This is a genomic window from Nostoc sp. UHCC 0252, from assembly GCF_034931145.1.
Classification (GTDB): Bacteria; Cyanobacteriota; Cyanobacteriia; order Cyanobacteriales; family Nostocaceae; genus Nostoc.
Genome location: NZ_JAYGHE010000034.1, coordinates 38,689 through 52,177, shown reverse-complemented (window position 1 = coordinate 52,177; position 13,489 = coordinate 38,689). Strand labels below are relative to the sequence as shown.

The 13,489-nt window shown below is 39.4% G+C and carries 10 protein-coding genes and 1 pseudogene; 4 read left to right on the top strand and 7 right to left on the bottom strand.

Translation table 11 applies throughout. The annotated features are described in order from the left end of the window. Positions 1–25: 25 nt before the first annotated feature. The 7 genes and pseudogenes from VB732_RS19290 to VB732_RS19260 form a co-directional block, all read right to left on the bottom strand. Positions 26–883 carry a class I SAM-dependent methyltransferase gene (locus tag VB732_RS19290; RefSeq protein WP_323232521.1) on the bottom strand — a complete coding sequence of 286 codons (858 nt, stop codon included), beginning with the start codon at positions 881–883 and terminating at the stop codon, positions 26–28. A 5-nt stretch (positions 884–888) separates the two neighbouring features. Next, complete coding sequence (locus VB732_RS19285; protein ID WP_323232520.1) at positions 889–2,589, bottom strand: carbamoyltransferase; 1,701 nt, start codon at positions 2,587–2,589, stop codon at positions 889–891. 114 nt (positions 2,590–2,703) lie between these two features. Then, the gene (locus tag VB732_RS19280; RefSeq protein WP_323232519.1) at positions 2,704–4,473 is read right to left on the bottom strand and encodes an ABC transporter ATP-binding protein/permease; all 1,770 of its coding nucleotides are present in this window, start codon (positions 4,471–4,473) and stop codon (positions 2,704–2,706) included. A 107-nt stretch (positions 4,474–4,580) separates the two neighbouring features. Continuing rightward, on the bottom strand, positions 4,581–5,759 hold the full coding sequence (locus VB732_RS19275) for a 2-isopropylmalate synthase (protein WP_323232518.1): 1,179 nt from the start codon (positions 5,757–5,759) through the stop codon (positions 4,581–4,583). A 52-nt stretch (positions 5,760–5,811) separates the two neighbouring features. Further along, complete coding sequence (locus VB732_RS19270) at positions 5,812–7,089, bottom strand: 3-isopropylmalate dehydratase large subunit (protein WP_323232534.1); 1,278 nt, start codon at positions 7,087–7,089, stop codon at positions 5,812–5,814. Between the two features lie 132 nt (positions 7,090–7,221). Further along, positions 7,222–7,365, bottom strand: a pseudogene (locus VB732_RS19265) (3-isopropylmalate dehydratase); the annotation flags it as partial. Between the two features lie 139 nt (positions 7,366–7,504). Then, a complete protein-coding gene (locus tag VB732_RS19260; protein WP_323232517.1) occupies positions 7,505–8,596 on the bottom strand; it encodes an isocitrate/isopropylmalate dehydrogenase family protein in 1,092 nt (363 codons plus the stop codon). An 814-nt stretch (positions 8,597–9,410) separates the two neighbouring features. Between VB732_RS19260 and VB732_RS19255 the strand changes: the two genes are divergently transcribed. The 4 genes from VB732_RS19255 to VB732_RS19240 all read left to right on the top strand — a co-directional run bounded on the left by VB732_RS19255 (position 9,411) and on the right by VB732_RS19240 (position 13,482). Further along, positions 9,411–10,718, top strand: a complete 1,308-nt coding sequence (locus VB732_RS19255; protein WP_323232515.1) for an NF041680 family putative transposase — start codon at positions 9,411–9,413, stop codon at positions 10,716–10,718. Positions 10,719–11,003: 285 nt separating this feature from the next. Beyond that, the gene (locus tag VB732_RS19250) at positions 11,004–11,138 is read left to right on the top strand and encodes a hypothetical protein (protein WP_323232514.1); all 135 of its coding nucleotides are present in this window, start codon (positions 11,004–11,006) and stop codon (positions 11,136–11,138) included. 264 nt (positions 11,139–11,402) lie between these two features. Further along, on the top strand, positions 11,403–12,395 hold the full coding sequence (locus VB732_RS19245; protein WP_323232513.1) for an MvdC family ATP-grasp ribosomal peptide maturase: 993 nt from the start codon (positions 11,403–11,405) through the stop codon (positions 12,393–12,395). 109 nt (positions 12,396–12,504) lie between these two features. Next, complete coding sequence (locus VB732_RS19240; RefSeq protein WP_323232511.1) at positions 12,505–13,482, top strand: MvdD family ATP-grasp ribosomal peptide maturase; 978 nt, start codon at positions 12,505–12,507, stop codon at positions 13,480–13,482. Positions 13,483–13,489 lie beyond the last annotated feature (7 nt).

The following is a 13,489-nucleotide window of genomic DNA, read 5'->3' as shown; positions in this document are numbered from 1 at the left end:
AGTTACTATCCTAACGATGTGATTTTTACAAAGGATTTAGCCAAGATTCATACGCTAAAGTCATCTCTGTCATAGCGAGCGATCGCTTACCCTGACTGTTGTAATGAAGCACGCACAGATACAAGTGAGAAACATCATTCTCTTGTGCTAATTTTTTCATTTCTTCTACTTGTTCTCTAGTCGCCTGTCCGTTTTCAACATATCTATCAACAAAGTAAGCAAACTTAATTGAAATCGGATTCACCTTGATTTCTGTCTCGCCTTTTAAATACTTCTGAGCCATATTTGCTAGCATGAATGGTTCTTGAGCATTACCCGGAGCAAAGGTAACAATTTGTGCATATCCTGCTGCTGTCAGATGGTTGTCGAGTTCTTTGAACATTCCTTCTACAAAATCAAGTCCCCAAATCCCAGCTGCTGAGTGCAGATAGTGGGTCATTCCCTGTGGTGTCGGTTCAAAAGGCGGATTGGAGATGATATAGTCAAAGCGATCGCCCCGTACTGGTTTCCAAAGATCGTTGACATTACCATCCCGAATTTCGATTTTGCCCTCTAATCCATTGGCAAGGATATTGAAACCTGCATAGTTCTTGGCGCGGGGATTGATTTCCAGTGCCGTGACGTGAATTGCTCCGCCTTTGAGTGCGCCAATAGATAACACACCCGATCCCAGTCCAATTTCTAGCACCCGTGCATTAGTAATCTTTTCTTTTATAAGTTCGTCGAGAAAGAATTGCTGCTCAGGATGTATAGGAAATACTTGGTCTGGTTGAGAGTAACTAACTAAATCAGTAACTACTGTATATTCTCCTGTCAGCTTTGAAGAAATAGTGCTAATCCTCTGATTACGAAGCTTTGAACTGATTAATTCGGTAGTTGTCATAGTTTTTAATTTTTCCGTTCGATTACAAAATCTTGCATAACTAAAGCATCAATAGCTGTGCGCTTAAAGGTTGAGATGGCATCTTTAGGAGAGCAAACTATCGGTTCACTGTCATTAAACGATGTGTTGAGAATTACTGGAACTCCTGTGCGCTGTTCAAATCTTTCAATCAATCGGTAGTAACTGGGGTTGAGTTGTCTGTCTACTAGTTGGACTCTTGCTGTGCCATCAATATGAATGACAGCCGGAATTTTTTCTCTTTTTTCTGGTCGTACCGGACAAGTAAAGAGCATATATTTTAAGCTTTCACTGTGACGACCAATTTCAAACCACTGTTCGGCTTTTTCAGCTAAAATGCTAGGGCCAAAAGGCCGGAAATCTTCTCGGTGCTTTACCTTTTGGTTGAGCAATTCTCGTGTAGTCGCATAGCGCGGATCGGCTAACAAAGAACGATTACCGAGAGCGCGAGGCCCAAATTCCATCCGACCTTGAAACCAACCGACGACTTTACCATCTGCAACCATATCAGCTGCTTCGATGGCACTATCTATTGAGCGTCTGAAAGTCAGACCAGATTCTTCAATTGCTAAAAGGATTTCTTCAGTTGTAAATTCCGGCCCTGTATGTGGTGTGAGTTGCGGAATCTGAATTTTTGGCTGATTACACCGCGTATGATAAGCATACAAAGCTGCACCAACGGCGGTTCCAGCATCGTGGGGAGCTGTTGGAATAAAGATGTTTTTGAATGGGCCTTTTTCTTTAATTAACCAGTTAGTAACGCAGTTGAGAGCGACTCCTCCCGCATAGCACAAATTCTCTGATGGACAGAGGCGGTAAAGCTCTTCAACTAAGTGCAAGACGGCGCAATCGGTAAATACTTGTAAAGCAGCTGCAATATCTTTATGATGTTGTTCTATAGATTCATTTTTCTTTCTACTTTTACCTAGTAGCGCTTCTAAAAATTCAAATTCGCCAACCCGAAAGCGAAGCAGTTCTTTGTCTAGAGTAAAGTGCTTATCTGTAATGTGTGCAAACTGAGAAAATGCTGCTTGTCTGGTTTTGCTTTGTCCATAAGCTGCTAATCCCATAACTTTGCAAGCATCATATTCCGAAAAACCGAGAAATTGGGACAGTTTTTCCCATAAAAAACCTAAAGAATGAGGATATGGGATTTCATGTAAAATACCGAGTCTGTTTTCATAACCATAAGCTCCAATCGAAGAAGCATTTTCACCAATCCCATCAATCACTAAAATTGCTGCTTCTTTCCATCCAGAAGGAAAAAATGCGGAGGCTGCATGAGCTAGATGATGAGGAACCCAAATAAGTTTCTCTGCTGATTTATCGCCCAAGACATGGTTCAAAGAAAGTTTGACTTGTTCCAAGCTGGAAAGAAATGTTTTTTCCCCTTTTATACTCCCCCAATCACCTGGAATACTGATTGGATCAATTTCAAAACTCTTCTGACGTAACTTAGGGTCAAAAGAAAATGCAATCAAATCGATATCTTCAACATTTAAATTGGCATCTTTGAGACAAAAATTAATGGAGTGTATAGGGAGAACGTGCGAATTATCAATGTGTGCAGGTTTGCCGTGTTTATAACGATTAAATCTTTCCTCTTCAACTGCGGAAACAATTTTACCATCAATTACACAAGATGCTGCTGATTCATGATAAACCGAGTTGATACCTAAAATCTTCATACGTAGTTTCTTAAATAGTTGTAATGAGTTGAATCCTAAGAACTTTCAGGCTTCTTAATTTAATTTTTTTTATTTTAGAAAAATTAAATTCTTAAAGATAATCAAGAATTTAACTTACTTGGAAGCGTTTTTTAAGCTCTTTATTTTATTGGCGGATTGAGAGTATTCTTTAATACTTATAAGTTGCCAACTATAACCTTGTGAAAGTTCTAAAACCCATTGATGATAATTAAACAAACTTTCTCGGTGTCCTACACTAATAAAAGTTGTTTTTGTCTCTTGTAGTTGTTGATATAAATTTTCTTCGTTTGTCAAATCTAAAGCACTTGTTGCTTCATCTAATATAGTGAAGCTAGTACGATTAACTAATAGCCGTGCGAAAGCTAAACGCTGTTGTTCTCCCAAAGATAATATATTTTCCCAGGGGGCTTCTTGATCAAAACTATCAACTTTGTTCAGTAAGTTTTGGAGGTTAACTTGCTGTAATATTTCTTTGAGTTGTGCATCGCTCATTTGTCGATTTATATGAGGATAAAGTAACTGTTCACGCAAAGTTCCCAAAATTATGTAAGGACGTTGAGGTAAAAATAAAACTTCTTCTAGAGGAGGTCTGACTAAACGACCAGTCCCCGCATTCCATAAACCTGCGATCGCTCTTAATAAAGAACTTTTACCTCGACCACTAGGCCCTACAATTAACAAACCTTCTCCTGGTTGAACAGACATTGACAAATTGTCAACAATCACTTGTTCATAATCAGGCGTTTTTAAAGTAATATTTTCAAAAGCTATACGATTATCTTCTATGGTTTTAATAACACTAACATTCTCTTGTTGCCTAGTGACTTCTGCTAATGCCTGAGAAAATTCATTTAAACGCTCAATATAACTTGAAAATTTGCCAAAATTACCAAATTCATCAATCAATGCTGCAACAGCAGTAGCAAATAGATTGCAAGCTATATTAGCTTGAATAATTTGTCCAAAATCGATTTCATTTTTAATATATAAAGGACCAAGTATGACAAGAGGGAAAACTTGGATAAGAGCCTGATAGCCTCTTTTAAATATTTCCTGATTTCTCTCCCAATTAATTTTGAATTTATTATTAACAATAATATTATTAAATTTTTGTTGAATTACATTTAATTCTTGATTTTCTCCTTGGAAAAAAGCTATTGATTCAGCATGATTACGAACATGAGTTAAAGCATAGTTGTACTCAGCTTTAAATTCAAGCTCACTTTGATTAATCTTATTAAACTGATTACTAAAATAAGTAGCAATGCCATTGCCTATGATTGTATAAATAACTATAACAACTGCCGCTAAGGAAGAAATTGACCAAAGGATTCCTAAAAAAACAATCATTTCTAGCAATTTTTCTAGGCTATTAGTTGAAATACTCACAGCAGTAGTGGTAACAGGTTCAATTTCTTGAGATAGACGTTGATCTGGGTTCTCTAAATCAGATTTAAAGTTAATTTTATAATAGGCACGGTTGCTCAAATACTTTGATAACATTTCATTATTTAGCCATTGATGCCAATTAAGAGCAATGTTTTGTCTGAGGAATTTAGAAAATCCTACCAGGATTGTTACACAGACAAGACAAAGGATATAAAGCCATAAGGTGTTAATAAATTTAGAATAATCTTTATCCTGAATCAAGACATCGAGTATATAGCGATCAACAAAGCTATTAAACGCATTGATGCTTACTAATGCAATTACTGACAATATTAAAAGAGCAAGCATTCCCCATGCACGAATTACATCTGAAAATGCTCTCTTTCCTGGCTCTGTTGGATACCAATAAGGCCCCGCGACCGCTTTTACTTGTTCCCAAAAAGGATTAAAATTTGAAAATAAAGAATAATTCATGTAAAACTTTTTCAAGGTAGAGCGAGGTGAATAAACATAAGCGGCAGAAGCACAAAAAACAGGACTTATCCGAGTCATCGCTCAGGATAATCTTTCTTACAAAATCCTTACTCAAATACACCATTTTTCCATAAATCTAATATTTCATTGGCTGTAAAGTAACGTTCTTGTTCCGTAGCGAGCGATTTAATTACTGAGCGCATTTTTTCGTATTGACTTCTCGATTGAGGATTTTGTAGTTGTTTCTCAAACAGGTACTGAAAATTACTAGCTCCACTCCATTTGCCAAAAATAATGTCTATAGTACCGTGAGGAAAAACTGCATAACTATATGGATCTGAAAACAACGAATTAACATGGATACCTGACTCATGACGTTGAGCAGCTTGAGAATAAGGAGTGGCAGGACGAATCCCCAATTTCTCAATGTAATTAGTTACTCTGTCAACAATATCATAGTTAATTGCGTTGACTTCAATTCCAAAACGGACTCGCAATCCATTTAACACCTGCTCTATAGAAACATTGCCAGCTCTTTCTCCAATTCCATTAAAAGTACCCGATACCAAAGTTGCTCCCGCCATCAGAGACTGGAGGGTATTTTCTAAGGCCATGCCCATATCATTGTGGTAATGTAATCCGAAAGCGACCCCTGTGGTGGATTGGAGCAGATTGTTAACCCAGATATAGCTCTTTTCTGGACTAAGGATTCCAACTGTATCACAGAGGATAAAGTTTTCAATATAAGGACTAAAAGAGCGGATACATTGCACTAAAAAATCAAAATCGGCTCTGGAAGCATCTTCAGCAGCGAAGTCTACCTTCAGCCCAGCAACTGTCGTGGCATAGCGTAAATTTTCGACAATTAAATCAATAGAATTTTGACGAATTTTATTGATTACCTGAGTTGGGATATTATCATCAATGGTTTGTCCTTTAAATTCGTTCAAACTACGGATATGAGAATCTCGCAGAAAGAGTAATCGGTCAGAAAGAGCATTAAAAAGAACAATGCGCCTAATGCCACAGTCCTTAGCAAAATCAATGGACTGCTTGTTCATTAAAGTATCAGCAATGAGAAAGTTTTCTAAATTTTCTGATAATAATGTTTTAGCTAGGTCAGCTTCTTGCTTGCAGACGCAAGGCATAATACAGAATCCATTGATTCCTGTTTGGGCAATCAGATGAGCCAGTTTTTGTTTAGTTGGGTAAGAGAAGAAAATACCTGCCTGTTGTTCGCCATCCCGCAGCGTTTGGTCGTAAATTTTAAGAGGTAAAGTTTCCATTATTTGACACACTCATCAATAAATCAAAGCTCAGATCAGGAAAAATTTTTATTTAATCAAGAAAGCAGCTAATTTTGCCATTTATGGCTGATATCGCCACCGTTCTTGGTGAAGCCAAATAGTTTTTTCCTGTAGGATCGCCGCTACGTCCTTTAAAATTACGATTGGTTGCATAAACCCCGGTTTCTTCTTTATCCAAAACTCCAATTCCAGAATTGATACAAGCTCCACAACCTGACTTGAGAATCTGTGCGCCTGCTTGTAGAAAAATGTCGAAATAGCCTAATTCTTGGGCTTTTTCTCTAATTTCAATACTTGCAGGGACAATAAACAGGTTCACGCCGTCTGCCACTTGGCGACCCTGCAAAACTTCGGCGACCTGAGCTAAATCGTAGAGTTTGCCGCCTGTACAAGAGCCAATAAAAGCTTTGGTAATTGGAACTTCTTCTAACTGACTAATCGGTACTACTTGATCTGGTTTTGGAGGACGGGCAACTTGTGGTTCTAGATTACTGAGGTCAAATTGATATACTTTTTCGTACTCAGCATCAAGATCGCCAATAATCTCTGTAAATTCCTGCGTAGAACGACTTTTCACATAATTTCGGGTAGTCTCATCAGGCACAATCAAGCCACAGATAGCACCACACTCAACGGCCATATTGGCTAGAGTCAATCGTTCATCAAAAGGTAGTTGTAAGAGGATTGACCCGCGAAACTCCATCACTTTACTGATAGCACCAGCACAACCAATTTGTCCCAGAATAAACAAGATAATATCTTTGGCACTGATATGCGGAGGTAAGGTTCCAGTCAACTCGAATACTAACGTTGAAGGGACACGAATCCACATATCCCCCATTGCATAGATATTCGCCATATCTGTAGTGCCGACACCGGTGGAAAAAGCTCCCAATGCCCCGTAGGTACAGGTATGCGAATCTGTACCAGCAATTATCATTCCTGGCCGCACAAGTCCTTTTTCTGGTAGTAAGACGTGACAGATACCCGCAGCTTCACCAGGGGAGACCATATCAAACAAATGACATCCTTGGTCTTTGGCAAACTCAACCATCTGCTCATACATGAGATTAGCTTTGTGGTCAGCACGGATATCATTGACTTGGATAAAGTGATCTGCAACTAAAACCACCCGTTGAGCATCCCACAGCTTGGCATTTTCTCCATAGTGTTTATAAAATGTCTTGGCTACAGACCCAGCTACAGCATCATGGGATAGAGCTAAATCGACGTGGACAAAAACCACTTCTCCTGTCCGGACGTAGGGATTACTGGAGGCTTTAGCCAAGAGTTTTTCCACTAAAGTCATGGGTCGTTTAGAAGTCACGCTCTTAGGAATACTGATCTTTCCCTGACGACGCATTTGATTAAAAGGTATCAGTCCACCTGCTTGTGCGATCGCATCTACTACAGAATTTTCTTGTTTTTCTCCTAAAATTTCTAGTGGCAGCCCAATATTGATGCTATTGCGATAAAAAATTTCGGCAAACGATTTAGCCTGAATATTTTTAATACCAGCGGCTTTCAGGGCAATGGGGGCAATTTCTCGACTCGAACCACAGCCGAAATTTTCTCCAGCAGCAATTGCGTTGTATTTTAATAGCTCTCCTACTCCAATTAAATGTTCTAAAGCATATTGTTTTAAATAGTCAGGATCGTCTGTTGTTCCTCGATTTGCAGGAATAATATCATCGGTATTTATGTCATCTTCTAAATACAAAATTTTACTTACATGACTCATAAGGCACCCCAAATTCAAAATGTTGTGTGTTGAACAGTTCTTCTTGTAGAAGGTCAATTAATTTTTCAGTATTGACTAATATTTCTGCCCCTTGGGGAGACAAATCAACTGTCCGATATCCTTTGGCTAAAACTCGCTCTTGCGCTGTCATAATTCGTTGGGCAGCCTTCACTTCCCCCCATTGCTGAAGCATCAAAACACAAGCTCCCAGAGTTCCTAGAGGATTAGCAATTCCTAAGCCTGCAATGTCTGGAGCTGTACCGTGAATTGCTTCGTATAATCCAAATCCATCAGCATTCAGACTCGCCGAACCTAATAACCCAATAGATCCAACTAAAGCACCGCCAATATCGCTGAGAATATCTCCAAACATATTGCTTGCCAGAATGACATCAAATCTTTGGGGATTGAGAACCATTTGCATGGCTAAACTATCTACTAGTATTGGCTCAACAATAACGCCTGGAAACTGTAGAGCTTCTTGCTGCACTAGACGAGTCCAAGGCAAATGAGGCAAGGCATTTTCTTTGTGAGCTACGGCGAGCAAGCCTCGGCGTTGTTGGGCTTTTTGCAAGGCTTGACGAGCGATCCGGCGAATCTCTTCATCATAATAGAGCATGGTATGGTAGCCATAAGCTCCCTTTTCATCAAAAGACCTTCCCGCAAGGCCAAAATAAATACCGCTGACTAATTCGCGAACTATGAGTATATCGAGTCCTTGAACTTTTTCTGGTCGGAGGCTAGATTTATGCACTAGACTATTCTCAATGCGAATTGGACGCAGATTGCAAAAAAAGTCGTAATGCTTTCGCAAATCTAGCAGTCCGCCTTGAGTAACCGCACCAAATACTATCCCATTAGATCCATTGCATAGCTCAACTGTGGCTTGAGGAAAGTAAGTACCAAATTTTTCTAAGGCTGTTGCACCAAGCCAACCATAGTCTACTTGCAAGCTAAATCCTTCAAGTTTTGCAACAACTCGTAAAATTTTCAAAGAAGCTTCCACAACTTCTTCGCCAATTCCTTCTCCACTAATAGCGACAATGCGATAATACGGATCACTTAATGACTGCATTAATTTTCTTCCAGATTGAAGTTAAAAAATCTGAGAAATAATTCTAAACAACTTCGTAAGCCATCTTTATTGTGCTTCTATAGGACTCCTATTTGATTTCTGAACGGATTTTAGAGATAAGTCCTTGGTGGATATGCATTTAAGTCTCAGCATGTTTTCAAAATTCAAACCGGATTCCTGTATATGCAGTTTATACGATTCACAATCAGAAATATTACTTATTTTGAGTGATTATTTGTATACATTTACTATACTGAAAACATACATTTAACTTAATTTTCTATTTTTATATGGGAGCGATGCAATTTTGTTAGATCGGACTTTAATTCTCAGTTACAAAGCTAGATTCTCAATAAAAACAGTTATTTAGCTGCGATCGCAGTATTAAATTGGTGATTTAGTACCAGAATTTTAAGCACCTAACAAAATCGCATTGCTCCCATTTTCTATCTTAACATATTTTAAACCAAAGAAATTATTGAAAGTGTTAATTCTGATTACTGGAGTTTAGACTAAAAGCGATATGAGAGAACGCAAATCAAATGGAATTAGAGATTAAAAATATTATCTTGTCAGCCTCAAAGCATCCGCGACCTTTAACAATTCTGTAGTATATCTGCTCCAGATAATAATACAATAATGATAATCATGAAAAGGTGGGAGAGAAACGAGCGTCGCTCGTTTCTCTCCCACCCCCCTATTTGATTATCATTATCAGATGGGTAATGATCAAGAAAAAAAGGGGTGTCTGATTGAATACAGTCCCCCTTTTGGCAGAAAGTGAGAAAAGAACTACCTACTCTCACCTGCCAACATGAAAAATGCCAGACTTGAAGAGTTTCGTCAAGTAGCCTACAAATATTTAGGTAGAGCCAAAGATGCGACCTTTGAATTAACAGATGCCATATTGCTGACCCGCACTGTCTATTCCTTAGCAGACTTATCCTTATCACCAGTATTTAGACGCAAGTGGCCAAGTATTTATGAAGCGCTACAAGATAGCAGACCGCAGCGACAGAAATTGATGCAGTTATATATCAAACAGATACCCCTCAAGGGACGACCCTTGTTAGCAGGAGATCACACAAACTGGTCACGCCCGGATGCAGTAACGCTGCAAGAAAGGACTTATGAGCATAGTGGCACATCCATAGCAGAAAATAAACCGATTAGCATTGGTCAAGGATATAGCACAATTGCCTGGATACCAGAAAAATCAGGTAGCTGGGCCCTACCCTTGAGACATGAACGGATCACAAGTGGCGAAAGCCCAATAGGGAAAGCGGTTTGGCAACTTAAACAGGTGTGTAAACATTTAGCCGTTAGACCAATTTCAGTTTGGGATAGTGAATATGGGTGTGCGCCTTTTGTGTTGAAAACTGCCAGTATTCCCGCAGATATTCTGGTAAGATTGCGCTCAAATCTTTGTTTATGGGGTGAACCTGAAGCTTATACGGGTAAAGGACGACCCAAAAAACACGGATCTAAATTCAAACTTAATGAATCCACGACATGGAGTGATGCAGAATCTGTTTTAGAATTGGATGATCCGAAACTACAACGAGTAAGGGTTAGCCTCTGGAAGAATTTACATTTCCGTAAAGCGGCAGCGCGTCCGATGTTACTCCTGCGAGTTGAACGTCTCAATGCACAAGGTAACTTGAGAGTGTTAAAACCTTTGTGGTTGGCTTGGGTGGGAGAAGAAATGCCTTCAATAGAAGAAGTTTGGCGACTTTACTTGCGTCGATTTACGATTGACCATTGGTATCGTTTTTTGAAGCAACGTTTACATTGGACTGTGCCCAAGTTAAGTACTCCTAAGCAGTGTGAGCGCTGGAGTGACTTAATGCCTTTTATGACTTGGGAGTTGTGGTTAGCTCGTGATATTGTGACTGATAATCCTTTACCTTGGCAGAAGTCACTCGATAATTTGACTCCTGGACGAGTCGCTCAAGCTATGGGTGGAGTTTTTGCGGTGATTGGTACTCCAGCCCTTCCACCCAAACCTCGCGGAAAGTCCCCTGGTTGGGAAGCAGGAAAAAAGCGTCACCGTAAAAACCGATGCCCGATTGTTAAAAAAACAGTAACACGACCACGTAAAGAAGCATCTGTTGCTGTTTAATACCTTAGATTATTCATACTTTTGCTAAGTCTCTGATTAACTCAGCCCTGCTGGGTCATTTTGTATGGCTTAGTCTAAACTCCAGTGATTATAGTTTGACATTGATCACTTAATATTAATAATTGTTAAACATTTTTTCTTAACTTTTTTAAATTCTTTCATATCATTACTTATTAACTGTCTTAACTGTCTTAACTGTCTTAACTGTCTTAACTGATCTTGCAAATATATTTAATTAATGATATATCTGTAGTTGAAAAAACAATTTCCTTTAAGAAGAACTCTATGCCTACAAACACAGTCAAAACAGTGGATGTTGTGGTGGTACCATTCTTTGCGCGTTTCTTGTCAGAGCAAGCTACTGAAGGAACAGAGGTTCCTTGGACTTACAAGTTTCCTTCAGACTTAGAAGACAAATAATTTAGTCGCCGCATCTGAAAGTACCTTTCTGCTCAGAAAAATACCTTGTAATTGGCTTCATTGTAATTTCCTAGAGTAGCGGTTATCAAAGAACTGAAAACTCCTTTTAGAGACGCGATCGCTTTCATATTACCTTATCAATAACATGGAGGTGATTGCTTTTTCTATCGCACTAAATTTTTCAAGAAATTTGGATTAAAAAAAGCAATTTAGTTGCTATTGCTTAATGGCTACCTCCTAAAATTATCAAACAAAATATATTTTATGCACCTGTCTCGTGATGTTGTTTTATTAATCACCCACAGTGGTGATTTCTTCACAGTAGATAGAGTGGCAGAAGCCTTATTAAAAAAAGGGGTGCAACCATTTCGTCTAGATACTGATAAATTTCCTCTAGAAGTGCAATTAACAGCACATTTTGATAAGTCTAAAAGCTACCACACTATAGAATGTAACAACCACTCTATCAGCACAGAGCAGGTGCAAGCTGTATGGATGCGCCGCATTTGGGAACCACAACTGAGTCAAGAATTAGCGCCAAAGTTCCGAGAAGCTTGCGTTAGAGAATCACTTGCAACTTTAGATGGTTTTTGGGACAGCCTCAAGGAAGCTACGTGGGTAGATAATTTAGAGCGGATAGATTATGCAAGTAACAAGCTGCGTCAACTACGGATTGCGTCTGAAGTAGGTTTTGTTATTCCCCAGACTCTTGTTACCAACAAAGCCCAAGCAGCACGAGAGTTTTTCGAGCAAGTCAACGGCAAAATGGTGAGCAAGCTCTTAACTGCTCTTTCCCGCAGTATGGAAGCTAACTCCTCGTTTTTTCTGTACACCAGCATCGTCAAGGAAGAAGACTTACAAGATGCCGAGTCACTGCGCTATTGCCCAATGGTTTTTCAAGAGCAAATTCCTAAGCAACAGGAATTACGGGTGGTGTATGTGAATGGTAATGTATTTGTGGGGGCGCTAAATGCAGATGTGTATGCAGTAGCCAAAGTTGATTGGCGTAAACCTGGTGTTGAGGTTGGCGCATGGCAACACCACCAGCTTCCTGATGAAGTAATTTGTCGTCTCAAAGCCTTTATGGGGAAATTTGGGCTGTTGTTTGGAGCCTTAGATTTCATCGTCACACCATCAGGGGAATACGTCTTTTTGGAAATCAACCCTCTGGGGGAGTGGGGAATGCTGGAAAAGGATTTAGACTTACCCATTGCAAGTGCTATCGCAGATGCTCTTGTACCAATTCGTAATTCGTAATGATGCTCGTTCCTCTCTACCGCTTCTCTACGAGACGCTGCGCGAACGCTAACGTAACTCGTAATTAAGAAAGCCAATTCCTGTAGGGTATCTTAGGTGCAACTCAATTATGACCGTATTAATAGTCACCTTTAGCCAAGACAACGAAAGCATTCCTCTAGTCATCAAAGAAATTGAGGCTAAAGGAGAAAAAGCCTTTCGGTTTGATACAGATAGATATCCCACCGAAGTCAAGTTAGATATTTACTCTGGTGATACTGGACGAATAATTATTACTGATGGCGAACAAAAGCTTGATTTGAGTGAAGTTTCCTCAGTTTGGTATCGGCGGATGCGCTACGGACAAAAAATCCCCGACTCAATGGACAAGCAATACAGAGATGCGTCAATTAATGAATGTCGTGCCACTGTCAGGGGTATGATTGCCAGCCTTCAAGGATTCCACTTTGATAAAATGTCAAATGTGGATCGGGCGAATAATAAACAACTACAGTTAAAAATTGCCAAAGAAGTTGGACTTTTGACTCCGCGTACCCTGACTTCCAACAATCCCGAAGCAGTCAAGCAATTTGCTCAAGAGTGTAAGCAAGGTATAGTTACCAAAATGCTTTCTTCCTTTGCTATTTATGATGAGCAAGGACGAGAAAACGTTGTGTTTACCACTCCAGTTACAACCGATGATTTAGAGAATATCGAAGGGTTGCGTTTTTGTCCGATGACATTTCAAGAAAACGTGCCGAAGGCTCTGGAATTGCGGACAACTATTGTCGGACACCGGGTATTTACTGCCGCAGTAGATTCCCAAAGCTTGCAAGGATCTACTTATGACTGGCGCAAAGAGGGCAGAGCCTTAGTTAAAAATTGGCAACCATACAACTTGCCGGAAGATATTGAGAAAAAACTGCTCAAACTGATGGCTTATTTTGGTCTAAACTATGGAGCAATTGATATTATTGTCACCCCCGATGGTCGGTATATATTCCTCGAAGTTAACCCAGTCGGGGAATTTTTTTGGATGGAGATATATTCACCACACTACCCCATTTCGCAGGCGATCGCAGAAGTATTACTGACTCATAAAAATTAGGGATTGA